Source organism: Leucobacter sp. UCD-THU (assembly GCF_000349545.1).
In the GTDB taxonomy this organism is placed as follows: Bacteria; Actinomycetota; Actinomycetes; order Actinomycetales; family Microbacteriaceae; genus Leucobacter; species Leucobacter muris.
In genome coordinates, this window is sequence record NZ_KB714599.1 from 156,953 (window position 1) to 180,223 (window position 23,271).

The following is a 23,271-nucleotide window of genomic DNA, read 5'->3' on the forward strand; positions in this document are numbered from 1 at the left end:
TCGCCACAAAAAAACATCTTCGAAAAGGGATCGATGGTCAACGCCGCCGCCGATCCGCGCCGGAACAGATCCGCCGACCCCTCGGCGTCGCCCGCCACCACGCGCCGCAGCAGGTAGAGGCGCCACAGCACCCCCGCGAGGGAGTGAGTTCCCTCGCGGGCCCACAACTCGGCGATGTCGTCGATGCCGGGGCCCGTCGAGGCGAGCCCCACCACGCGCTCGACCACGGAGGGGTCTGCGCCCGTGCGCACCCGATCCAGCAGCGCCCACGACGTCTGCTGGGCGATGCGGTGCGAAGCGCCCGGCTCGTCGGAGCCGATGATCCAGTCGAAGTCGGCGGTGGGCTGCAGCACGGGGCGCTGATGGTCTCGGGTCACACATCTCCTCGGGTCGGAACGGCGGGAGAAGGGTTCGGGATCCCGCGCGCCCCGCGAGTCTACGCCGCGGGCGCCGCCCCCGCGTGGATCGGGTGTTCGGGAAAGCCCGATAAAATTGGTGATTCCGGGGTCTCGCTACGAGACACGCCCTGATACACTCCTCGAGTGGACGCCGTCCAAGTTCGCTGGGGAAGTGGGCGCGGCGATCTGTTCCGGGGGAACACAGATGATGCTGCAACCGTATTTCCAGCGCGCCGAACACCGCTCGCGAACCGCTCGGCTCGTTGCCGGCGGGCTGGCGCTCCTGCTCGGCGTCGGCGCACTCCTCGGGATCGCCGCCCCCGCCCAGGCTGCGCCGCCCACGGCCCCGACGGTCGGATTCACGCTCCCCGCAGGCGGGGGACTCGTCGAGCTCCAGGGCGCAATCGGTATGGGGAACGTGATCGTCGCAGTGAGCCCGTCGGCGGGTGCGAGTGTGAGCATTCAGGGTCCCACCCAGATCGTGGTCTCGCCGACGCAGACGCCGGCTTTCCCCAACCACCGCACCCAGGCGACGGTGGGGTACACGGTCGAAAGCGATGGCGAGACCGCCAGCGGGCAGATCGACCTCACCTTCGTCCACAAGCCGTGGGTGTTCGCATCGGGCCTGAGCGACGCCGTCGTCGCAGCCGGCGAGACCGTGCAACTGCGAGTCGAAGCGCGCGGAGAAGAGTTCGTGGCGGGCGCGGCGACCGGCGGCAGCAGCTATTCGGTGAAGGCCCAGCCGTCGATGGGAACCGCAGCCGTCGCGAGTGACGGGGTGGTCACTTACACGGCCCCCGCGAACGCGGTGCCCAACAGCACCGCAACGGTGCGGATCCTCGCCACCGACCATTACGGCCAGACCGGCGAGACCTATCAGCCGCTGACATTCACGATCAAGGGCACCGCCGAGGCCGACACCTTCGGCGTCGACATCCCCTCCGGCGACGGCAACACGAGCACTCGCGTGGAGATCCTTCCCGACCACGCCCGAGGGGTGAACCCGCGACTCACCAGTGTGCTCGCGAACCCCGGCAACGCCGCGGTGTCGTTCGACGCCACGGGCGCGACCTTCACGCCTCCCGTGAGAAACTGGGGCCCGCTGGAGGCCTCGACCGGTTTCGTCGCCCCCTATACGATCACCGACGACAACGGACCCGCGACGGCGCAGGTCAACGTTCGTGTGCTGCGGGCTCCGGTCATCACCGCACCGACGCTCGTGGGCGACGTGCCGGTCGGGGGAAGCGCGACTTCGGCGGTCAAGGTCCTGAACGGTCCAGTGATCCCCGCCACCGACGGCTACAGCATCGTTGCACCGCCGAGCTTCGGCACGGCGACGGTGAACGACGCGGGCGTGGTCGCCTACGCCGCCCCGGCCGGCATGCCGCTCGGCACCATCGACAGCGTCACCGTGCGGGTCACCGACAAGGTCGGGCAGTCCGAGACGGTCGACGTCCGATTCGAAGCGTACGAGGGCGCGGCCGCCCCCGACATCACGATGGAGCAGCCCGACGCGGCGTTCGTGCTCGACCTGCTCGACGGCTCGGGCGGGGAGGGCAAGGCCCTCGCCGCGGTCAGCCTCGTCTCCGGCGACGCGGCAGTGCAGCCCGACCTGGCCTCCGGCGCAGTCGCGGTGATGCCGGACCACGCCTGGAGTGCGGGCGAGGCCGCGCACGAGATCACTCTCGCCTACACCGTGGCGGATGCCCGGGGCGGCACCGCCACGGGCACCGTGACCGTCGCCGTGCTGCCGAAGCCGGCGTTCGCCCACACCGCGCCGGGCCTCGTCAGCAAGACCGCCAGAGTCGGCGATCTGGTGCAGTTCGACGCCGGGGCCCTCCTGCCGGGCAATCTGCCCGAGACCGGGGCCTTCACCATGCTGCAGCAGCCCACGGCGCTCCCCAAGGCGGGTGCAGCGGGCCCCGCCGCCGCGATGCGGCAACTCTCGGCATTCTCGATGCTGCTCGCGACGGGCCCCGCCACCGTGAACGAGGCCGGGATCGTGACCGTCGACACGCGAGGAATGGCGGTGAACACGCAGTACGAGCTCGTCGTGCGGGCCACCGACCGGGTCGGGCAGTTCGCCGATCAGACGTTCAGGATCAACCTCGCAGCGGCGGCGGCCCGCACCGACGAGCCCGGTGTCACCAGCGCGACTTCCGGGGCTGCACGGCTTGCGAGCACCGGTGCGGACCCGTCGGGGCTGCTGCTCGCTGCCGGAGCGCTGCTCCTCGGGTGCATGCTGCTGGTGCGTCGCAGCACTCGGCGAAGCGTCTGACGCGGTGGTGCCCCCAGTAGGGATCGAACCTACGACCTGCGGATTAAAAGTCCGTAGCTCTACCGCTGAGCTATAGGGGCGGACCCGGATAAGCCTATCGGATCGGTGCGCGCCGCTGCACGCCAGCCGGGACTGCCTCCGCTCCTCGGCCGGGGTCCCCTGCCCCCTCCTCGGAGACGACGAAGCGGAGCCCCGAACTGCGCCCCGGAGGCAGTGCAGTTCGGGGCTCCGCGGTGCGGGAGGCCGGCGCGGCAGCCGCGCCGGCCTCGACGCGGAGACCTACCCGAAGCGGCCCGAGACGTAGTCCTCGGTCGCCTTCACGGACGGGGTCGAGAAGATCTTCGAAGTGGCGTCGTACTCGATGAGCTTGCCCGGCTTGCCCGTGCCAGCGATGTTGAAGAACGCCGTGCGATCCGAGACGCGCGAGGCCTGCTGCATGTTGTGGGTCACGATGACGATCGTGTACTCCTTCTTCAGCTCGTCGATCAGATCCTCGATGGCGAGCGTCGAGATCGGGTCGAGCGCCGAGCAGGGCTCGTCCATGAGCAGCACCTCGGGCGAGACCGCGATGGCGCGGGCGATGCAGAGGCGCTGCTGCTGACCGCCCGAGAGGCCCGATCCCGGCTTGTCGAGGCGATCCTTCACCTCGTTCCACAGGTTGGCGCCCTGCAGCGAGCGCTCCACGAGATCGTCGGCGTCGCTCTTCGAGATCTTGCGATTGTTGAGGTTGACGCCGGCCAGCACGTTCTCCCGGATCGACATGGTGGGGAACGGGTTGGGGCGCTGGAACACCATGCCCACCTGCCGGCGCACGAGCACCGGATCGACGCCCGGGCCGTAGAGGTCGTCGCCGTCGAGCAGCACCTCGCCCTCGACGCGCGCACCGGGGATGACCTCGTGCATGCGGTTGAGGGTGCGCAGGAACGTCGACTTGCCGCAGCCCGAGGGGCCGATGAACGCGGTGACGCTGCGGGGCTCGATGTTGATGGAGACGCCCTCGACGGCGAGGAAGCTGCCGTAGTAGACGTTGAGGTCGTTGACTTCGATGCGCTTGGACATTGCGTTCCCTTGGTTCTGAGACGGTGGAGTAAGACTGGGGCGGGCGGCGGTCAGCGCCCGGTGCTGGGGGAGAACTTCTTCGCGACGAAGCGGGCGACGAGGTTGAGGGCCATGACGATGAGGATGAGCACGAGGGCCGCCGCCCAGGCCCGCTCGAGGAACGCCCACGCGGGATTGCCCTGGTTCGCGAACTGGGTGTACACGAACACCGGCAACGACTGCATGCGGTCGTTGAACAGGTTGTAGTTCATGCTCGCGGTGAATCCGGCGGTGATGAGCAGGGGCGCGGTCTCGCCGATCACGCGGGAGATCGACAGCATGATGCCCGTGGTGATGCCAGCGATCGAGGTGGGCAGCACCACCTTCATGATCGTCAGCCACTTCGACACCCCCAGCGCGTACGAGGCCTCGCGCAGCTCGTTGGGCACGAGCCGCAGCATCTCCTCGCTCGACCGCACGACCACGGGGATCATCAGCACCGAGAGGGCGACCGCGCCGATGATGCCCATGCGCACGCCGGGCCCGAGGAAGAGCGCGAAGGCCGCGTAGGCGAACAGGCCGGCGACGATCGAGGGGATGCCGGTCATCACGTCGACGAGAAAGGTGATGGTCTTCGCGAGTCGACCGCGGCCGTACTCGACCAGGTAGATCGAGGTCATGAGGCCGAGCGGCACCGAGATGACCGTGGCCGCGAGCGTGATCATCAGCGTGCCCACCATCGCGTGCAGCGCGCCGCCGCCCTCACCCGTGACGTTGCGCATCGAGGAGTTGAAGAACTCGGGGTCCAGGCGTGCCACGCCGTTGCCGACGACCGTGATCGCCACCGAGATCAGCGGCACCATGGCGAGCAGGAATGCCCCCGTGACGAGATTGGTGACGAAACGGTCGGTCGCCTGGCGGCGGCCCTCGACGGCGGCCGAGATCGAGGTGGTCACGACGAGGTGCAGGATGAGGCCGATCAGCACGGCACCGACGAGGTTGAACTCGGCGCCGTTCGCGAGGGAGAGCAGGCCGAAGAGGGCGAGCGACGCGGCGAGGCTCGCGCCGAGGATGATCCAGGTCGTGGGCTTCGGCAGCCGGTTGCCCGTGAGCACGGCGCCGGAGGAGACGGGGCGGACGGTGAGTGCCATGGTCAGTTGGCTCCAGAGAACTCGGCGCGGCGGCTCACGATCCAGCGGGCGACCGCATTGACGAGGAACGTGACGATGAAGAGGATGAGGCCGGTGGCGATGAGCACGTTGACGTTCTCACCGTAGGCCTCGGGGAAGGAGAGCGCGATGTTCGCGGCGATGGTCGAGGGGTTCTCGCTGGTGAGCAGTCGGAAGCTCACGAGGCCCGTCGCCGAGAGCACCATCGCGACCGCCATCGTCTCGCCGAGGGCGCGGCCGAGGCCGAGCATGGCGGCCGAGACGATGCCGGGGCGGCCGAAGGGCAGCACGGCGAGGCGGATCATCTCCCAGCGGGTCGCGCCGAGCGCGAGCGCGGCCTCCTCGTGCAGCACGGGCGCCTGCAGGAAGATCTCGCGGCAGATCGCGGTCATGATGGGCAGCACCATGACGCCGAGCACGAGCGCGGCGGTGAGGACCGTGCGTCCGGTGCCCGACACCGTGCCGCCGAAGAACGGGATCCACCCGAGGTAGGTGTTGAGCCACACGAAGACGGGCTGAGCGGCGGGCGCCAGCACGCCGATGCCCCACAGGCCGAAGACCACGCTGGGCACGGCGGCGAGCAGGTCGACGATGTAGCCCAGCACGGCCGACACCCTGCGGGGCGCGTAGTGCGAGATGAAGAGTGCGATGCCGATCGCGAGCGGCAGCGAGATGAGCAGCGCCAGCACGGCGGCCCAGATCGTGCCGAAGATGAGGGGCCAGACGTACGACCAGAAGTTGTCGGGCAGCAGCGAAGCGGTCTCGTCGGTGGCGACGAAGGCGGGCAGGCTCTGCACGATGAGGAAGATCGCGACCGCCGCCAGGGTGACGAGGATCATGCTGCCGGCGAAGACCGCGGAGCGCGAGAAGATGCGATCGCCGAGACTCAGCACGGGCTTGGAAGTGGCGGAGGTGGAGGTCACTCGGGCTCCTGGATCGATGGGAAGAGGGCGAGGATCGGGATCCCGTCCCCTGGGTCTGCCGCAGGGGACGACGCCGCGGACGCGGGCCCGCCCCCTATCTATTGTGAGGGAGCGGGCCCGCGAGCGGATGCTACTTGATGGCGGCGATGGCCGGCTCGATCTGGCTGCGCAGATCGGCCGAGATGGGGGCGCTGCCCGCGGCGTCGGCGGCGAGCTGCTGGCCCTCCTCGCTGACGATGTAGCTGAAGTACTCCTTCACCAGCTCGGCGTTCGCGGCATCGGCGTATTCCTCGCAGCCGATCAGGTAGCTGACGAGCACGATCGGGTAGACGCCCTCGGCGGTGCTGGTGCGGTCGAGCTCGATCGCGATGTCGTGGTCGGTGCGGCCCTCCTCGACGGTCGAGGCGTCGACGATCGCGGCGGCGGCCTCGGGCGAGTACTCGACGTACTCCTCGCCGACCTTGATCGCGACGGTGCCGAGGCCCTCGGCGCGCGACGCGTCGGCGTAGCCGATGGTGCCGACGCCGTTGGTCACGGCCTCGACGACGCCCGAGGTGCCCTGCGCACCCTCGCCGCCGAACTCGGTCGGCCAGCTCTCGATCGAGCCGACGGTCCAGTCGGAGGCCGCGGTGGCCGAGAGGTACTCGGTGAAGTTGCCGGTGGTGCCCGACTCGTCGGAGCGGTGCACGGCGGTGATGTTCAGGTCGGGCAGCTGAGCGCCCTCGTTCTGCGCGGCGATCGCCGGGTCGTTCCACTGGGTGATCGAGCCGTTGAAGATCTTCGCGACGGTGGCCGCGTCGAGGTTCAGCGAGTCGAGGCCCTCGACGTTGAAGATGATGGCGATCGGTGAGATGTAGGCGGGGAACTCGACGAGCGCGTCGGTGGCGCAGCTGTCGAAGGGGCCGGCCTCGATCTCGTCGGTCTTGAACGCCCGATCGCTGCCCGCGAAGGCGGAGGCGCCCTGCTGGAAGGTCTCGCGGCCCGCGCCGGAACCGGCGGGATCGTAGTTCACGGTGACATCGGCGTGCGTGGTCTGGAAGCCGGCGACCCAGGCCTCCTGTGCCGAGCCCTGCGACGAAGCGCCGCCGCCCACAAGGGTGCCGGAGAGCGACGAGGCCTGGACATCGCCCTCGGCCGAACCGCCCTCGTTCGCGGCGCACGAGGTGAGGGTGAGCGCGGCGATGCCGCCGATGGCGGCGACCTTTGCGAATGCTGAAAGCTTCACTTCGAGTATGTTCCAATCTCAATCTGAAATGAGGGAATGATCGCGAACGACCACATGTCCACGCTAGGGAGGCTTCGTGACGCGAGGTCTGCCGGGAGGTGAACAGAGGGTGAACTCGCGGTGCCCGCTGCCTGTCGCCGTATGCGATGTAGCATGGTGCGCGTGAGTGGGAAGAGACGGATCGTGGTTTTCGGGGCGGCGCTTGCGGTGATCGCCGGCGGCATCGGACTGGTGGGGTGCGCGCCTGAGCCGGAGGAGGCCCCGGTCGCGGCCCCCGAGCCGACGGCGACGCCCGAGCCCGAACCGACCCCCGAGCCTCAGCCCGGCGTCGGCCCCGCCTGCCCCACCGACCACTGCGTGAGCGTGGCCGTGTCGGGCGACCTGCTCTTCCACGAGGGGCTCTGGAGCCAGTACGCGATCCCCACCAACGAGGCGGGCCAGAACTTCGACTTCGTACCGCTGCTCGAGGGGCAGCGCGCCTACCTCGACCGCTCCGACCTGGCGATCTGCCAGATGGAGACCCCGCTCGCCCCGGTCGGCGGCCCCTACGCGGGCTACCCGGCCTTCAGCACGCCGCCCGAGCTGGCCGCCGCGGTCAAGGCGATCGGATACGACGTCTGCACCACCGCGTCGAACCACACCGTCGACCAGGGCACCGAGGGGCTCGTCCGCACACTCGACGTGCTCGACCAGGCCGGCATCGCCCACACCGGCTCGTACCGGGCCGAGGGCGAGCGCGACGTGCCGCTCGTCGTCGAGGCCAACGGCGTGAAGGTCGCGATCATCACGTCGACGTTCTCGCTCAACGGCCTGTACGCCGACTACGAGTGGCAGGTCGACTACCGCGAGGAGGAGCCGCGCGTCGACCCCGAACGGGCGATCGCGAAGGCCCAGAAGGCCCGCGAGATGGGCGCCGAGATCGTGATCGGCGTGCAGCACATCGGCGAGGAGTACTGGTCCGAGCCGACCGGCGGCCAGATCGAGCTCGCGCATCAGCTGCACGACAGTGGCCTGTTCGACTTCGTCTACCAGCACCACTCCCACTCGGTGCAGCCCTTCGAGAGCTACAACGGCAAGTGGATCCTCTACGGTACCGGCAACACGATCAGCGAGTCGGCGCCGCCCGCACAGCAGGTGAACAACGAGTTTCTGATGGCGCGCGTGCAGTTCGCGAAGCAGACCGACGGCACGTGGGTCACCAACGACCTCGCCTGGAACGCCGCCACGAACACGCAGGACGGCCGCTACAAGTGGTGCTCGGTGATGCCGGATCAGCCGCAGGGCGTCTGCCAGTCGCCCGACTTCGATGCCGGCGTGCTCGAGCGCACGCGCGCGACGGCCAACGCGATGGGGGCGGCCGACTTCGGCGCCCGCGAGTGGCTGATCACGCAGGAGTAGCGGCGCGCGGCTCCGCCGCGTCGCGCCCCCTGTGCCTGCGCCTGCGCCCAACCCGTCGCAGGTGCGTGGGCTGCGCGCATGCCGACTGGTCGAAAACGGTCGGGTTTCCGGAGACGCGCAGCAGTTCTTACCCGCTCGGGAGAGCCGGAGGGCCCCTGCGCCCGCCGAGAGGTGCGCGCGAGCCTCAGTGCTTGAGCGGGTAGGTCTCGACCGCCACGATGCCCGCTTCGGGGCGCGCACGAGAGAAGTGCAGCACCGAGAAACCTGCGGGCGGCAGCGACGCGGCTTCTTCGAGGTAGCGGCCCTGGGGGCTGCCGGTGACGATCGCGAGTTGCCGCGCGAGGTCGGGCAGCACGGGGCGGTGGCTGCAGAGGATCGCGTTGCGGCCGCGGCCGATCACCTTGGCGACGAGCTTGCGCAGCGAGCTCAGGTCGCCCTCGTCCCAGGTGTCCTGACTGAGCGCCTGCTTCGCGCGCACCCGCTTGCCGAGGCGCTCGGCGAGGGGCGCCACCGTCGAAAGGCAGCGCACCGCGGTCGACGAGTAGATGCGGCGGGGCCCGAACGCCTGCAGCGTGGGAACCAGCGTCTCGGCCTGCTCCTCGCCGACGTCTGCGAGGGGGCGCAGATGGTCGACGGGGAAGGTGCTGCTGCGGGGCTCGGCCTTCGCGTGCCGCAGCAGGGTGACCGAGAACGTGTCGACCAGTTCACGGTCGACGAGCCGCAGGAAGACGTCGTACAGCTCGCGGTCGGCGTCGTAGCTCAGACGCTCGCGCACCCGGTCGGCGGGCACCCACTCGATGGCCTGCACCTCGTCGTTGGGCTTGAACTTGGCGCTCGCCTCGGCCTTCGACGACACCTTCGCGGCCCAGTACTGCACCGTCTTCGAACGGCCGCCGCTGAGCGCGTAGTGGATCGTGCCCAGATTCACTCCGAGCGACACCCGGTAGCCCGTCTCCTCGCGCGTCTCTCGCACCGCGGCCTGCGGCATGCTCTCGCCGGGGTCGAGCTTGCCCTTGGGGAAAGAGACGTCGCGCTGCTTCGCCCGGTGGATCAGCAGCACGACGATGCCGGGATCGCCGTGCTCGTCGTAGACCCGCCGCCAGCAGACGGTGCCCGCCGCCAGCACCTCGGTCGGCTTCGCCGCGGGCTCGGCCGACGCGGAGCCCCTCTTCGCGCGCTTCTGCGTGGCTGTCGGGCTCACCGGCTCCTCCGCGAACGCGCCTGGGTGCGGTCGATCATCACCAGATCTTGCAGGTCGGGCAGCGGTTCGCCCTCTTCGCTCACCACGCGCCGCTGCCAGCTGCCGTCGGACAGCATGCGCCACGACGATACGTCGTCGCTGAACGCGAACCCGAAGAAGCGGTCGATGCGGGCCAGGTGCTCGCGGTCCTCGAGGCGCACGAGCACCTCGATGCGGCGATCGAGGTTGCGGTGCATGAGGTCTGCGCTGCCGATGAACACCTCGCGCTCGCCCGCGTTCTCGAAGGCGTAGATGCGGGAGTGCTCGAGGTAGCGGCCGAGCACGGAGCGCACGCGGATATTCTCGGAGAGGCCCGGCACGCCGGCGCGGATCGAGCAGATTCCGCGCACCCACACGTCGATCGGCACGCCGTCCTGGCTGGCGCGGTAGAGGGCGTCGATGATGGCCTCGTCGACCATCGAGTTGGCCTTCAACTTGATGCCGCTCGGCAGGCCGGCGCGGGCGTTCTCGGCCTCGCGCTCGATGCGCTCGAGCAGACCGCTGCGCAGCTGCAGCGGGGCGACGAGCAGCCGGTCGTAGTCGGTCTCGATCGCGTAGCCCGACAGCACGTTGAACAGCTTCGTCACGTCGCGGCCCACCTCGGGCGACGACGTGAAGAGGCCGAAGTCTTCATAGATGCGGCTGGTCTTCGGGTTGTAGTTGCCCGTGCCGATGTGGCAGTAGTGGGCGAGACGCCCCTGCTCTTCGCGGATCACGTGCACCAGCTTGCAGTGCGTCTTGAAGCCCACGAGGCCGTACACGACGTGCACGCCGGCCTGCTCGAGCTTGCGCGCCCAGGTGATGTTCGCCTCTTCGTCGAAGCGGGCCTTCACCTCGACGAGGGCGAGTACCTGCTTGCCGGCCTCGGCCGCCTTGATGAGCGACGCGACGATGGGGCTGTCGCCAGAGGTGCGGTAGAGGGTCTGCTTGATGGCGAGCACGTCGGGGTCGGTGGCCGCCTGTTCGACGAAGGCCTGCACGCTCGTCGAGAACGACTCGTAGGGGTGGTGCACGAGCACCTCGCGCCGGGCGATCGCGCCGAACACGTCGGGCTTCTCACTCGGCGAGTTGGTGCGGAACTGCGGGTGCGTGACCGGGATGTGCGGCTTGAACTTGAGATCGGGGCGCCGGATGCCCGAGAGCGCGAAGAGCCCGCTGAGGTCGAGCGGCGCCGGCAGCGTGTAGACCTGCTGCTCGTCGATGTCGAATTCGCTCACCAGCAGTTCGAGCGTCGCCTCGTCCATGTCGTCTGAGATCTCGAGGCGGATGGGCGGGCCGAAGCGGCGGCGCAGCAGCTCTTTCTCGAGGGCCTGGATGAGGTTCTCGGTCTCGTCTTCCTCGATCTCCATGTCTTCGTTGCGAGTGACCCGGAAGACGTGGTGGTCGAGCACCTCCATGCCCGGGAACAGCCCGTCGAGCTGGTTGGCGATCAGCTCTTCGAGCGCGATGAAGCGCACGTCGTCGATGCTCTCGCGCTGGTCGACCCGCACGTAGCGGGGGATCATCTGCGGCACCTTCAGGCGGGCGAACTCGACCTTGTCGGTGCGCGGGTTGCGCACCCGGATCGACAGGTTGAGGGCGCGGCCCGAGATGTAGGGGAACGGGTGCGCGGGATCGACCGCGAGCGGCATGAGGATCGGGTAGATGTGCCGCTCGTAGTAGTCGGTGAGGTGCACACGATCGGCCGTGTCGAGCTGCTCCCACTCGACCACGCGGATACCCGCCTCGGCGAGGCCGGGCTGCACCTGCTCGCGGAAGCAGCGCGCGTGCCGCAGCTGCAGTTCGTAGGCCGTGCGATTGATGTCGGCCAGCACGTCGGTCGGGGCCCGGCCCACGTTGGTCGGCAGGGCCAGGCCGGTAACGATGCGGCGCTTGAGGCCCGCGACGCGCACCATGAAGAACTCGTCGAGGTTCGAGGCGAAGATGGCGAGGAAGTTGGCGCGTTCGAGCAGCGGCACCCCGGGGTCTTCAGCGAGCTCGAGCACGCGCTGATTGAAGGCGAGCCAGCTCAGCTCGCGATCGATGTACCGGTCGGCGGGCAGTTCTGCTCGTTCGACGGCGGTCTCTCGGGTGTCTTCGGTCATGCGTCCATTGTGTCATCGACCCCTGACGAAGCCGGTCTCGCCCACTGACGGCTGCGTGAATCGACGGTGAACGACGCGTGCTCGTACAGTCGCACAGCCCGCTCGTTCTCGCCGTCGACGTAGAGCGTCACGCGGTCGGGGGAGTGCTGGGCCATGCGCGCGAGCGTCACGTCGAGCAGCAGCCCGCCGAGGCCCCGCCCTGCGTACTCGGGGCGCACGCCCACGGCGTAGAGCTCGCACTCCACGCCGTCGTCGCCGCGCACGGTCTTGATCCAGGTCGATCCCGCGAGCTCGTCGCCCGGATCCTCGGCGAGCAGCACCAGATCGGCGGGCTCGAACCACGGCTCGTCGCGCATGAGCTCGAAATCGGCCTCCGTGATCCGCCCCTGCTCGGGGTGCGTCGCGAACGCGGCCGCGTTCGCCCGCACCCACGCGGCCGCATCGGCGGGGCGCTCGGGATCGAACGCCCGCAGCCGCAGCCCCTGCGGCACGGGAAGGGCGAGCGGGTCGCGCCCGTCGGCCGGCAGCAGCCCGGGGTCGAGCGCCATGCGGTAGAGCGATCGCACGGGCGCGAAGCCGGCCCGCGCGAGCAGCGCCTCGGCGGCCGGGTTCTCGCCGTGCGCCCAGGCCTTCAGCTCGCCGGGATCTCGCGCGAGCAGTTCCGCGAGCGCCGCGGATCCGACGCCACGGCCGCGGTGCCCGGGGCGCACCGCGAGGTCGACCTCGCCCTGCCCCACGATCCCGACCGCGACGGGCCCGCCCGCATCGCCCGAACCGCGCGCACCGGTGCCGGGATCCGGTTCGGCGCCCGCGTCGACGAACAGCAGCAGCGCCCGCTGCCCCTGCGCCGCCGCCAGCAGCGCCTGATCCGACACGGGCGAGGAACCGTCGGCGGCCTCGGCCTCGGCGATCAGCGCGCGCGCATCGGACAGCGCCCGATCCGACGCCCCCTCGGCGATCTCGAGCTGTGCTGGCATCTACTCCTCCTCGACGCGGGCACGTGCGAAGCCGTACCCGACGCCCCGCACCGTGCTGATGAGCCCCTCGTGCTCTCCCAGTTTCGCGCGCAGGCGCCGCACATGCACGTCGACCGTGCGCGTGCCGCCGAAGTAATCGGTGCCCCACACCTCGCTGAGCAGCTGCTCCCGCGTGAACACCCGTCCCGGGTGCCCCGCGAGGAAGTGCAGCAGCTCGAACTCCTTGTAGGTGAGATCGAGCGGGCGGCCGAACAGCCGCGCCGTGAAATTGGACTCGTCAATGACAACGCCCGCGGCCTGGACCGCGGGCGGAGGAGCAGTGGCCGCCGAGGCGGGCCGACCGAGCAGGCGCAAGCGCAGCTCGATCTCGGCGGGACTCGCCGTGGGCAGCAGCAGCTCGCTCACGCCCCACTCCCGCGTCAGAGCGGCGAGCGCGAGCTCGGGCAGCAGCACGACCCGCGGCGTATCCACGCCCTCGGCGAGAGCCAGGCACGCGCTGCGGGCCCGGCGGGCATCGAGGGTGCCGTCGACGAGGATCGCGTCGAAGCGCGCCGCCATCGTCTCGGGCACGCGCAACGACAGCGGCGAGGTGCGCACGTCGTGCGGCAGCAGATCCAGCCCGGGCAGGGAATCGGCGGGATCTCGATCGGTGAGGCAGAGAAGCTGCATGGATCGGCTCCCTTCACTGTGCGTTCAACCCGAGGCAATAGTACTGCGGGCACTGTTTCGCGACCGTTTCGACCGTGTTTCTCGCGGCGCCGAGTGCTTCGCCGCCTGCCGCGCGGCGCCGCGCGGCCGCACCCGAAAGCGACCATCATCGCCAGACAGCGGGAGAAGAAGCTCGTGCAGAGGGGCCTCGGCCCGCGCCCTGGGGTGCTGTGGGACAATGGGGGCGTGAGCGATCCCGTGCAGTCCGATGCCCCGGAGATGCCCGACGTGCAGTCGTGGCATCTGCCGCGCATGATCATCGCCTGGGCCGTGGCCGCCCTCATCGGCACGCTCGTCACGCTGCTCGTCCCGCAGGAGGGTCGCTTCGCCTGGTTGGCCTTCGCAGTGGGGGCGAGCACGCTCGTCACCTTCGCACTGCAGCTGGGCACCGCTCAGCGCGAGGGCTTCATCACCCGGGTCTCGTTCAGCGTGGCCGGGTCGGTGGTGCTGATCGCGGTGATCGACGTGATCGGCATGCTGCTCGGCTGAGGCTGAGGCTGAGGCTGAGGCTGAGTCGCGAGCTCAGGCCGAGCCGCGGCCGGGGCTCGGGGGCGGTCAGAGGGGTGAGGATCGCGCCGTACCCCGATGCGCGCGTTGTATTAGACTGGCGTCATGCTTCTCGCTCTCGAACTCTTCTTTCTCGGCCTGCTGGGTCTCGCCGGTGTCGCGATCGCGTGGATCTCGGGCACCGTCGTCTACAAGCTCTTCAAGGGCCAGCGCTAATCACCCGCTCGCCTCACGTCTCATGAGCGGGAGGGTCTGATGCAGTCGTTCCTCGAGCTTCCGGGCGCCGTCGCCGACCCGGTGGGCGTCGCCTCTCACTACGGCGAGCCGTTGCCCGAGCAGCGCGCGCTCGAACGGGGCGCCGCGATCGTCGACCTGTCGCACCGCGGCATCGTCACGGTCTCCGGCCCCGACCGTCTGAGCTGGCTGCACTCGATGACGAGTCAGCAGCTGACGGGGCTGCGCCCGGGCGAGAGCACCGAGACGCTGCTGCTCGATCCGAACGGCCGCATCGAGCGTGCGATGCGCGTGGTCGACGATGGCGAGCGCAGCTGGCTGCTCGTCGACGAGGGCTCGTCGGAGCCGCTCGCGGCGTTCCTGCAGCGCATGCGATTCGCCCTGCGCGTCGAGGTGCACGACGTCTCGAACGAGTACGCGGCCGTGCTCGCCTTCACCGGAGCGGGCCCCGCCGCGGAGGCGCTGCGCGGGCTGACGCCCGCGGTGGAGTGGCAGGATCCGTGGGCAGCGGTGACCGGCGGTGGCGTGCAGTACGCCGACCCCGAGGGGCACGCGGCCGAGGGGTGGTCGGTGTCGCAGTTCGTGTTCGCGCGCGAGCAGCTCCCCGCGGTGATCGAGCTGGCGAGCGACGCGAGCGGCGAGGTGCGCGCCGCGGGCCTGCTCTCGCTCGAAGCGCTCGAGGTGCGCGCGTGGCGGCCGGCGCAGCACGCCGACGTCGACGAGCGCGCGATCCCGCACGAGTTCGACTGGCTGCGCACGGCCGTGCACCTCACGAAGGGCTGCTATCGCGGCCAGGAGACGGTCGCGAAGGTACACAACCTGGGGCATCCTCCGCGTCGCCTGGCGATGCTGCACCTCGACGGCTCGGGGGGCGAGCTGCCGACGCCCGGCGCGCTCGTGTTCCGCGCGCCGCAGCCGGGACAGGACCGGGATCCCGAGGCGCGACCGGTGGGCCGCATCACCCGCGCCGCGCTGCATCACGAGTGGGGCGGCATCGCGCTCGCCCTGCTGAAGCGCGCGCTGCCCGAGGACGCGCCGCTCGAGGTCGAGCTGCCCGACACCGCCGAGCGCGCGGCCGCGGCGCAGGAGCCGATCGTGCCCGCCGATGCCGGAGCGACGCGCCACATCCCGCGCCTCAAGCGGCTGTAGTCTCCGAGCACCGCCCGCCGCCCGGCACCCCGCCCGCACTGCGAAACCTCATAGACTGGAACCATGACGAACAAGCTGATCCTGCTCCGCCACGGGCAGAGCGACTGGAACCAGAAGAACCTCTTCACCGGCTGGGTGGACGTGCGACTGACCGAGCAGGGGCGAGGCGAGGCCGCCCGCGCCGGAGAGCTGCTCGCGGAGTCGGGCGTGCTGCCCGACGTGCTGCACACCTCGGTGCTGAGCCGGGCGATCCAGACCGCGAACATCGCTCTCGACAGCGCGGATCGTCTGTGGATCCCGGTGCGCCGGTCGTGGCGGTTGAACGAGCGCCACTACGGCGCACTGCAGGGGCTCGACAAGTCCGAGACGCTGCAGAAGTACGGCGAGGAGCAGTTCATGGAGTGGCGCCGTTCGTTCGACACGCCTCCGCCGCCCCTCGACGACTCGAGCGAGTGGTCGCAATCCGACGATCCGCGCTACGCGGGCATCGATGGCGAACGGCCGCGCACGGAATGCCTGAAAGACGTCGTCGAGCGGCTCGTCCCCTACTGGGAGGGCGAGATCCTGCCCGACCTCAACGCGGGCAAGACGGTGCTCGTCACCGCGCACGGCAACTCGCTGCGCGCCCTCGTGAAGCACCTCGACGGCATCTCTGACACCGATATCGCGGGTCTCAACATCCCGACGGGCATGCCGCTCGTCTACGACATCAACGAAGACGGCACCCCGGCGGGTGCGGGCCGATACCTCGACCCGGAGGCCGCCGCCGCCGGTGCCGCAGCGGTCGCCGCGCAGGGCAAGCACTGAGCCGACCAGGGCAAGCACTGAGCCGACGCCGAGGGCGGATCGGCTGCAACGTGAAGGGCCCCTCGGAGGAGGGGCCCTTCACATGTGCGAGGCGCGAGGCTGAGTCAGTGCTCGCCGCGGGGATCGTCGGTGTCGTCTTCGTCGACGGGGTCGTCGTCGGAGTTGTATTTGCTGGCGTACTCAGCCCAGGGATCTTCATCGGAGCCGCGCTGCGACCTCTGCGCGAGCTCGCGCTCAAGTTGCGAGAGATCGGTGTTGGGGCTGAAATACTTCAGCTCCCTGGCTACCTTGGTGTGCTTTGCCTTCTGACGGCCGCGCCCCATGCGTGACCCCCTTACACATTCAGGCCTCGCGGGCGATCTTCCGCGAGGCAGGTACTTATACAAATAGACGTATGGAGCAGATTCTAGCAGATCGGAGCAACGGGTGAGACGCGGCCATTACGATGAAGGCATGACCTCCCGCCGCCCCCGCGCCACCCGCATTCTGCTCATCGCGGTGCTGGTGATCGCGGCGCTCGTGCTGGTGGGCGCGATCGCCGTGCTGCTGCCGATTCTCACCCATCAGAGCGCCGGCGGGTCGGGTCAGACGGTGCCCGAGCAGTTCGTCTCCGAGACGAGCGCGCAGGGATCGGACGGGCGAACGCGCGAGCTGAGCGTCGAGACGCCGGAGGGAGAGCCCGCCGAGCTCGACGCTCTGCAGCCCGGCGACACCCTCGTGGTGCGGGGCAGCGGCTTTGATGCCGGTATCGGAATATACGTGGCCGTGTGCGCGATCCCGAGCGGTCCCGACGAGAAGCCGGGGCCCTGCCTGGGGGGCATCCCGGAGGGGGCCGAGGAGGGCCACGCGCAGCAGGCGGCGCTGGCGAGCGTCTGGATCACCGACGACTGGGCGTGGCAGGCGTTCGCCACGCAGCGCTACGACGACGCGCGGTCCGGATCCTTCACCGCCACCCTCACGGTGCCGGCGCCCACGAGTGACGGCCTCGACTGCCGCGAGACCCGCTGCGCGATCGCGACCCGCGCAGACCACACCGCGGCGCGGGATCGGGTGCAGGACATGCTGCTGCCGGTCGCGTTCGCGCGGGAGTAGCGCGCCGGCCCGTCACGACGAAGCCCGCTCGTGCCGAGCGACGGGCTCAGTGCGCGAGCGGCGCGATGGCGAGCGTGGCGACGGTGTAGATGGCGAGGCCGGCGAGAGCGCCCACGACGGTGCCGTTGATGCGGATGAACTGCAGATCCTTGCCGACCTGCAGCTCGATCTTCTCGGCGGCCTCCTGCGCATCCCAGCGCTGCACGGTCTCGGTGATCACGCCGGCGATATCGTGGCGGTAGTTGCGCACCAGGTGCTCGACCACGCCCATCACCCACACGTCGATCTTGTACTGCAGGGTCGGATCGTCGAGCAGCTTGCGGCCGAAGTCCTGCACCGCCGAGACGATCCGCGTGCGCAGTTCGCTGCCGGGCTCCTCGAGCATCGCCACGATCGCCGCCCTGGCCGTCTCCCACGTGCTGGCGGCGACGGCGCGGATGCGCGGGCTGTCGAACACCTCGTGCTTGAACGTCTCGAGCTGCTGCTGCAGGCGCTCCTGCTGCTGCAGATCCCGGGCGAGATCGGCGAGGAATCTGGCGATCGCGATGCGGAACGGATGCTCGGGATCGGCGCCGACGCGCTGGGCGAACCGCACGGTCTCGGCGTGCAGCCGGTCGTCGACGAAGCGATCCACGATGCTCGGCACCCAGGAGGGCAGCCTCGACGAGATGACGCGGTCGAACGCCGCCGGGTGCGCGAGCAGCCACTCCTCGACACGGGAGGCCGCGATGTCGATGAGGGGCTGCTGGTGGCCGCCGTCGACGAACGACTCCGCCGCGCGGCCGAGCAGCGGCCCCCACTCGGGCTCGACGACGTGGCGGCGCACGAGCATCTCGACGAGCTCTTGCACGTCGCCGTCGTCGAGCACGGTGAGGGCTCCGAGACCGGCGCTCGCGATCATGTAGCCCACGCGTTCGGCGTTGGGCCGCTGCGACAGCCATTCGCCCGCGTGCCTGGCGCCGCTGATGCCGGCGAGCTTGTCGTGCACCACGTCGTCGGCGAGGAAGTTCTCCTCGACGAACGACCCGAGACCCTCTCCGATGTCGTCCTTCTTGCTCGAGATGAGGTTGGTGTGCGGGATCTTGAGGCCGAGCGGGTGCCGGAAGAGGGCGGTCACCGCGAACCAGTCGGCGAGGGCGCCGACCATGCCGCCCTCGCTGGCCGCGCGCACGTAGCCCAACCACGGGTAGCGGGTCTGCAGCGCGAAGGAGATCACGAACACGATCGCCATGCCGATGAGCAGGGCGACCGCGAGGCGCTGCATGCGGCGCAGCTCGGCGAGCCGCTCGAAGTCTGCGGGGGACACGGCCCCCAGGGTGCGGCGGGTGCGGGACGACGGCATCTCAGTATTATCCTCCACGGCGGGCTCCCGGTAGCCGCATGAAATAATCGACACCATGCACCTTCTCACGGCGCTCAGCCTGAAGAACCGCGCGTTGATCGCGCTCGTCACCATCGTCGCCGCGGTTTTCGGCCTCATCGGCGTGGGATCGCTCAAGCAGGAGCTGATGCCATCCGTCCAGTTCCCCGCGATCGCGGTGGTGACCACCTACCCCGGCGCCTCTCCCGAGGTCGTCAACAACGACGTCTCCGGCCCCATCGAGACGGCTCTGCGCAGCGTGCCGCAGCTCGAGACCTCGACCGCGACGTCGAGCACGGGCGCTTCCATGGTCGTCGCGCAGTTCACCTACGGCGTCGACATCACCGCGACCGAGCAGAAGGTGGAGCGCGCGATCAGCCGCATCTCGCAGCTGCTGCCGGAGGCCGTCGATACGCAGGTGATGTCGGGCAGCATCGACGACTTCCCCGTGATCCAGATCGCGGTCGCCCCGGCCGACGGGCAGACGCCGGAGGAGGCGGCGCAGCTCATCGAGCGCGTGGCGATCCCCGAGCTGAGCGACATCGACGGGGTGCGCGACGCGCAGCTCTCGGGCGCCCGCGAGGAGCGGGTCACGATCGCCCCCTCGGCCGAGGCCCTCGCCGCGAACGGGCTCTCGCCGCAGACCATCGCCGACGCGCTGCAGCAGAGCGGCGTGCTCATGGCGGCCGGCACCGTCACCGACGGGGACCGCACGCTCGCGGTGCAGGCGGGAACGGAGCTCGCCTCGGTCGAGGACATCGCGGCGATCCCGCTGCCGGGCACCGGCGCGTTCAGCGATCCCTCCTCCTTCGACGACGAGGCCCCGCCCGCGCCCCTCACCCTCGGCGACGTCGCCGAGGTGCGCCTCGAGCCGGGCCCCGAGCAGAGCATCTCGCGCATCAACGGCGCGCCCGCCCTCACGATCGGCGTCACCAAGATGTCGGCCGCGAACACCGTGGACGTGTCGCACGCGGTGCAGCAGAAGCTCGACGAACTGCAGGATCAGCTCGGCGGCGAGCAGCTCTCGGTCGTGTTCGATCAGGCGCCGTACGTCGAGCAGTCGATCCACACGCTCACCACCGAGGGCCTGCTCGGCCTGGTGTTCGCCGTACTCGTGATCCTCGTGTTCCTGATGTCGGTGCGGGCCACGCTCGTCACCGCGATCTCGATCCCGACCTCGGTGCTGCTCACCTTCGTGGGGCTCAACTTCGCCGAGTACACGCTCAACATGCTCACGCTGGGCGCGCTCACCATCTCGATCGGCCGCGTCGTCGACGACTCGATCGTGGTCATCGAGAACATCAAGCGGCACCTCGCCCTGGGCGTCGACCGCACGAAGACCATCATCGAGGCGGTGCGCGAGGTCGCCGGCGCGATCACGGCGTCGACGATCACGACCGTCGCGGTGTTCCTGCCGATGGCGTTCGTCGACGGCATGGTGGGCGAGCTGTTCCGCCCGTTCGCGTTCACGGTGACGATCGCGCTCGCCGCATCGCTGCTCGTCTCGCTCACGATCGTGCCGGTGCTCGCCTACTGGTTCCTGAGGCCGGATCGGAAGAAGCGGGGCGCAGACGCGGACGGTGTCGCCGAGGCGCCCGCAGCCGCTCCCGCCGCGGCTGCCGCGGACGCGCCGGCGCAGCAGCCGGTCGCAGCGGAGCCGCTCACGGCCCTGCAGCGGGGGTACCGACCGGTCATCGACTGGACGCTCAAACGCCCCGCGGCGACGCTGCTCACCGCGGTGCTCGTCTTCGGTCTCACGATCGCGCTCACCCCGTTCATGAAGACGAACTTCATGGGCGACGACGAGCAGAACTCGATCGGCCTCGTGCAGACGCTCGCGCCCGGCACCAGCCTCGAAGCCCAGCTCGCTCAGGTCGAGCGCGTCGAGGGCGCGCTCGCCGAGCTCGCCGACATCGACACCGTGCAGGTGACCATCGGCAGCGGCGGCGGCGGCATGGGCGCGATCTTCGGAGGCGGCGGCGACGGAGCGGTCAGCTACTCGATCACCACCGACTCCGACGCCGACCAGGCCAGGGTTCAGGACGACATCCGCGCGGCCGTCGACGGCCTCGACGACGCGGGCGAGTTCTCGCTCGGCCAGTCGGGCGGCGGCGTGACCATGTCGAGCGCCATCGAGGTCAACGTGTCGGCCCCCGATCAGCAGACCCTCGCAGAGGCGAGCGACGCGATGCTCGCCGAACTCGAGCAGCAGCCCGGCCTGCGGCAGGTCGAGAGCGACCTCGGCGCCTCGCGCCCCTTCTTGCAGGTGGCGGTCGACCGCACCGCCGCGGCCACGGCGGGCCTCACCGAGGCCGCCGTCGCCGCCCAGATCGCGCAGCAGATGCAGCCGCGCCAGATCGGCCAGATCACCCTGGACGCCGACAACGTCTCGATCTACCTGACCGACGGCGTCGCAGCCGTCGACCAGGCCGGGGTCGCAGCGCTGCCCATCATGACGGCGCTCGGTCCGCGAACGCTCGACACCCTCGCCACGATCCAGGTCGCGGACGGCCCCGTGACCGTGCGCACCGAGGACGGCGTGCGCATGGTGACCGTCTCCGCGCTGCCCGAGGGCGACGACCTGACCGTCGCGAGCGCCGCCGTGAACACCGCCCTCGAAGCGGTCGACCTGCCCGCCGGCGCCACCGCCACGGTCGGCGGCGTGATGTCGCAGCAGGCCGAGGCCTTCGAACAGCTGGGACTCGCCCTGCTCGCCGCGATCCTCATCGTCTACGTGGTGATGGTGGCGACCTTCCGCAGCCTGCTGCAGCCGCTGCTGCTGCTCGTGTCGGTGCCGTTCGCCGCGACCGGCGCGATCCTGCTGCTCATCGCGACCGGCATCCCGCTCGGCGTCGCGTCGCTGATCGGCGTGCTCATGCTCGTCGGCATCGTCGTGACGAACGCGATCGTGCTCATCGACCTCGTCAACCAGTACCGCGACCGCGGCGACTCGCTGCACGACGCCGTCGTGCACGGCTCCCTGCAGCGTCTGCGCCCCATCGTGATGACGGCGCTCGCGACCATTCTCGCGCTCACGCCGATGGCGCTCGGGATCACGGGCAAGGGCGGGTTCATCTCTCAGCCCCTCGCGGTCGTCGTGATCGGCGGCCTGCTGTCGTCGACCGTGCTCACGCTCATCGTGCTGCCCACGCTGTACTACGCGGTCGAGCGTCGTCGCGAGGGCGGCGCCGGGCGCGCGGCTCGGCGCCGCGGGGACGGCGGAGGGGCCGGAGGTCGCGGGAGCGTCCGTGCGCCGTGGCGGCGCGGCCCGAGGCGCAGCCCGCAGGCCGGCGCCGAGGCATCCGTGTCGGCCGGCCCCGAGGCGCTCGCCTTCGCGGGAGCCGTCGGCGCGGTGGGCACCGTGGGCGTGCTCGGCGCCGACACCACGCGCGAGACGACGACGGGCTACCCCGCGGAGTCGCCCGGCGAACTCCTCGACCGGTTCGCGGGCGACAGGGATCCCGACCCGGCTGCTGAGCCGGAGCACCCGCGCGCGCCGGAGGCCGTCGATCCCGAGACCGTGGATGCCGGGCCCGCCCGCGACGCGCATCGCGCAGCCGACGGCATCGATCCCGAGGCGACGGGGGAGACCCCGGCCGGTGCGCTCCCCGCCCTCGAGGAGCAGTCCGACGGCGGCGCGCATGTGACCGATCCCGAGCCTGCACACGGTGCTCGCGACGCCGACGAGCTCGCGACGCCCGAGCCGGTGCCGGCGCCCGTCGCCGCGCAGGCCGATCCCGCTACGCAGCGTGCGATCCTCAGCGAGCTCATGCGGGTGGGGCTCTCGGCCCCCGAGTTGACCGATCGTGATGGCTCAGAGACGGACGAGACGGACGAGACGGCCGGGACCGATGCGGAGGGCGAAGTGGGTCCGGCGACCGCGCAGATGTCGCTCGCGCTCGCCGACCTCGGATTCACCGGCGAGGACAACCCTCTGGAGGCGGGTGACGGACCCGTCGACGACGAGGCGCCCGAGCGGGCGGCAGCGGAAGCCGATCGCGAGACCGGATCCGAACCCGAACCCGAACCCGAGATCGAAGTGGAGCCCGAGCTCGAGGGCGAGTCCGATCACGAGGTCGGCGATGACGACCTCGAGCAGACGGCGCCGCGGCACGCGGGCGCCGGGCTCGATGTCGCGGACACCGAAAGCGCCGAGGCCGCCGACGAGGTGACGCCGCTCGTGCTGCCGGGGGATCCCGGGGAGCATTCCGAGCCCGAGCCCGAGCCCGAGCCGCGGGCCGGTGTCGTCCCCGAGTTCGATGCCGGGGACGAGCCGAGCCGAGGCGACGCCCGCGACGCGCCTCCCGCGGCACCTCCCGTGACCGGCGAGCTCGACTGGGAGCAGCTCATGTGGGAGGCCACGCAGGAGGTCGAGGCCGCCGAGCAGCGCGCCGGGGCCGACGCCGAAACCGAGAACACCCGCGCCCTCGCGTCGGAACCGGGCAGCGACGAGGGCGAGCAGCCCGAAGACGAGAGCGGGCGATAGCGGTGGCGCAGAAGGGCCGACGCGGCTTCAAACCCCCGTCGAACTACGAGCCGGGCCGCAAGCCCGGTCGTGCCGGCAAACGCTGGGCCGGGGGCCGCGCCGCCGCCGCCGGTGACGAGGGGCAGCCGACGCGCGGAGCCAGGGGCGCCGGCCGGGACAGCGGCGCCGGACACCCGCGCAGCACCCAGGGTGGGCAGC

17 protein-coding genes, 1 tRNA gene and 1 pseudogene are annotated in these 23,271 nt (G+C 70.4%); 7 read left to right on the forward strand and 12 right to left on the reverse strand.

The window, feature by feature from the left end:
• Nucleotides 1-377 (reverse strand): annotated as a pseudogene (locus tag H490_RS31930) (hypothetical protein); the annotation flags it as partial.
• A 226-nt stretch (nucleotides 378-603) separates the two neighbouring features.
• Between H490_RS31930 and H490_RS18300 the strand changes: the two are divergent.
• On the forward strand, nucleotides 604-2,676 hold the full coding sequence (locus H490_RS18300) for an Ig-like domain-containing protein (protein ID WP_017882851.1): 2,073 nt from the start codon (nucleotides 604-606) through the stop codon (nucleotides 2,674-2,676).
• Nucleotides 2,677-2,681: 5 nt separating this feature from the next.
• Here the strand turns inward: H490_RS18300 and H490_RS18305 are convergent.
• The 5 genes from H490_RS18305 to pstS form a co-directional block, all read right to left on the reverse strand.
• Nucleotides 2,682-2,756 (reverse strand) — tRNA-Lys (locus H490_RS18305).
• Nucleotides 2,757-2,955: 199 nt separating this feature from the next.
• Complete coding sequence (gene pstB / locus H490_RS18310; RefSeq protein ID WP_017882852.1) at nucleotides 2,956-3,735, reverse strand: phosphate ABC transporter ATP-binding protein PstB; 780 nt, start codon at nucleotides 3,733-3,735, stop codon at nucleotides 2,956-2,958.
• 50 nt (nucleotides 3,736-3,785) lie between these two features.
• The gene (gene pstA, locus H490_RS18315; protein ID WP_017882853.1) at nucleotides 3,786-4,865 is read right to left on the reverse strand and encodes a phosphate ABC transporter permease PstA; all 1,080 of its coding nucleotides are present in this window, start codon (nucleotides 4,863-4,865) and stop codon (nucleotides 3,786-3,788) included.
• Between the two features lie 2 nt (nucleotides 4,866-4,867).
• Nucleotides 4,868-5,806 carry a phosphate ABC transporter permease subunit PstC gene (pstC, locus tag H490_RS18320; protein ID WP_017882854.1) on the reverse strand — a complete coding sequence of 313 codons (939 nt, stop codon included), beginning with the start codon at nucleotides 5,804-5,806 and terminating at the stop codon, nucleotides 4,868-4,870.
• 130 nt (nucleotides 5,807-5,936) lie between these two features.
• Nucleotides 5,937-7,031: a phosphate ABC transporter substrate-binding protein PstS gene (gene pstS, locus H490_RS18325; RefSeq protein WP_017882855.1), complete on the reverse strand. Its 1,095-nt coding sequence runs from the start codon at nucleotides 7,029-7,031 to the stop codon at nucleotides 5,937-5,939.
• A 162-nt stretch (nucleotides 7,032-7,193) separates the two neighbouring features.
• On the opposite strand from pstS, the gene H490_RS18330 reads away from it, so the two are divergent.
• On the forward strand, nucleotides 7,194-8,429 hold the full coding sequence (locus H490_RS18330; protein ID WP_238560285.1) for a CapA family protein: 1,236 nt from the start codon (nucleotides 7,194-7,196) through the stop codon (nucleotides 8,427-8,429).
• A gap of 184 nt (nucleotides 8,430-8,613) precedes the next feature.
• Here H490_RS18330 and H490_RS18335 read toward each other — a convergent pair whose 3' ends face one another.
• From H490_RS18335 to H490_RS0115435, 4 genes are read right to left on the reverse strand one after another with little or no spacing between them, the layout of a single operon-like run.
• Nucleotides 8,614-9,630, reverse strand: a complete 1,017-nt coding sequence (locus H490_RS18335; protein ID WP_017882857.1) for an NUDIX hydrolase — start codon at nucleotides 9,628-9,630, stop codon at nucleotides 8,614-8,616.
• Nucleotides 9,627-11,753 (reverse strand): RNA degradosome polyphosphate kinase, encoded by a 2,127-nt coding sequence (locus H490_RS18340; RefSeq protein WP_017882858.1) that lies wholly within the window; start codon nucleotides 11,751-11,753, stop codon nucleotides 9,627-9,629. Before H490_RS18340 ends, H490_RS18335 begins: the two co-directional genes overlap by 4 nt.
• On the reverse strand, nucleotides 11,750-12,730 hold the full coding sequence (gene mshD / locus H490_RS18345) for a mycothiol synthase (protein ID WP_017882859.1): 981 nt from the start codon (nucleotides 12,728-12,730) through the stop codon (nucleotides 11,750-11,752). The genes H490_RS18340 and mshD overlap by 4 nt, the downstream gene beginning before the upstream one ends.
• Nucleotides 12,731-13,399, reverse strand: a complete 669-nt coding sequence (locus H490_RS0115435) for a winged helix-turn-helix domain-containing protein (protein WP_017882860.1) — start codon at nucleotides 13,397-13,399, stop codon at nucleotides 12,731-12,733.
• Nucleotides 13,400-13,624: 225 nt separating this feature from the next.
• On the opposite strand from H490_RS0115435, the gene H490_RS0115440 reads away from it, so the two are divergent.
• The 3 genes from H490_RS0115440 (at nucleotide 13,625) to H490_RS18360 (ending at nucleotide 16,135) form a co-directional block, all read left to right on the forward strand.
• Nucleotides 13,625-13,927 (forward strand): hypothetical protein, encoded by a 303-nt coding sequence (locus H490_RS0115440; RefSeq protein WP_228407222.1) that lies wholly within the window; start codon nucleotides 13,625-13,627, stop codon nucleotides 13,925-13,927.
• 273 nt (nucleotides 13,928-14,200) lie between these two features.
• Nucleotides 14,201-15,328: a YgfZ/GcvT domain-containing protein gene (locus H490_RS18355; RefSeq protein ID WP_017882863.1), complete on the forward strand. Its 1,128-nt coding sequence runs from the start codon at nucleotides 14,201-14,203 to the stop codon at nucleotides 15,326-15,328.
• 63 nt (nucleotides 15,329-15,391) lie between these two features.
• Nucleotides 15,392-16,135, forward strand: coding sequence for a phosphoglyceromutase (locus H490_RS18360; protein ID WP_017882864.1), 744 nt, complete (start codon nucleotides 15,392-15,394; stop codon nucleotides 16,133-16,135).
• 104 nt (nucleotides 16,136-16,239) lie between these two features.
• Here the strand turns inward: H490_RS18360 and H490_RS18365 are convergent, their stop codons facing one another.
• Nucleotides 16,240-16,458 (reverse strand): DUF3073 domain-containing protein, encoded by a 219-nt coding sequence (locus tag H490_RS18365; RefSeq protein ID WP_017882865.1) that lies wholly within the window; start codon nucleotides 16,456-16,458, stop codon nucleotides 16,240-16,242.
• 130 nt (nucleotides 16,459-16,588) lie between these two features.
• Between H490_RS18365 and H490_RS18370 the strand changes: the two genes are divergently transcribed.
• The gene (locus H490_RS18370; protein ID WP_017882866.1) at nucleotides 16,589-17,227 is read left to right on the forward strand and encodes a hypothetical protein; all 639 of its coding nucleotides are present in this window, start codon (nucleotides 16,589-16,591) and stop codon (nucleotides 17,225-17,227) included.
• A gap of 46 nt (nucleotides 17,228-17,273) precedes the next feature.
• On the opposite strand, the gene H490_RS18375 is transcribed toward H490_RS18370, so the two are convergent.
• Nucleotides 17,274-18,569 carry a DUF445 domain-containing protein gene (locus H490_RS18375; RefSeq protein ID WP_017882867.1) on the reverse strand — a complete coding sequence of 432 codons (1,296 nt, stop codon included), beginning with the start codon at nucleotides 18,567-18,569 and terminating at the stop codon, nucleotides 17,274-17,276.
• Between the two features lie 55 nt (nucleotides 18,570-18,624).
• Between H490_RS18375 and H490_RS18380 the strand changes: the two genes are divergently transcribed.
• Complete coding sequence (locus H490_RS18380) at nucleotides 18,625-23,073, forward strand: efflux RND transporter permease subunit (protein ID WP_017882868.1); 4,449 nt, start codon at nucleotides 18,625-18,627, stop codon at nucleotides 23,071-23,073.
• The last annotated feature ends 198 nt before the right edge of the window (nucleotides 23,074-23,271 follow it).

Coding starts and splice junctions, on each gene's coding strand:
- H490_RS18300 (WP_017882851.1), top strand. CDS start 604: ATGATGCTGCAACCGTATTTCCAGCGCGCCGAACACCGCTCGCGAACC.
- pstB (WP_017882852.1), bottom strand. CDS start 3,735: ATGTCCAAGCGCATCGAAGTCAACGACCTCAACGTCTACTACGGCAGC.
- pstA (WP_017882853.1), bottom strand. CDS start 4,865: ATGGCACTCACCGTCCGCCCCGTCTCCTCCGGCGCCGTGCTCACGGGC.
- H490_RS18340 (WP_017882858.1), bottom strand. CDS start 11,753: ATGACCGAAGACACCCGAGAGACCGCCGTCGAACGAGCAGAACTGCCC.
- mshD (WP_017882859.1), bottom strand. CDS start 12,730: ATGCCAGCACAGCTCGAGATCGCCGAGGGGGCGTCGGATCGGGCGCTG.
- H490_RS0115435 (WP_017882860.1), bottom strand. CDS start 13,399: ATGCAGCTTCTCTGCCTCACCGATCGAGATCCCGCCGATTCCCTGCCC.
- H490_RS18355 (WP_017882863.1), top strand. CDS start 14,201: ATGCAGTCGTTCCTCGAGCTTCCGGGCGCCGTCGCCGACCCGGTGGGC.
- H490_RS18360 (WP_017882864.1), top strand. CDS start 15,392: ATGACGAACAAGCTGATCCTGCTCCGCCACGGGCAGAGCGACTGGAAC.
- H490_RS18365 (WP_017882865.1), bottom strand. CDS start 16,458: ATGGGGCGCGGCCGTCAGAAGGCAAAGCACACCAAGGTAGCCAGGGAG.
- H490_RS18370 (WP_017882866.1), top strand. CDS start 16,589: ATGACCTCCCGCCGCCCCCGCGCCACCCGCATTCTGCTCATCGCGGTG.
- H490_RS18375 (WP_017882867.1), bottom strand. CDS start 18,569: ATGCCGTCGTCCCGCACCCGCCGCACCCTGGGGGCCGTGTCCCCCGCA.
- H490_RS18380 (WP_017882868.1), top strand. CDS start 18,625: ATGCACCTTCTCACGGCGCTCAGCCTGAAGAACCGCGCGTTGATCGCG.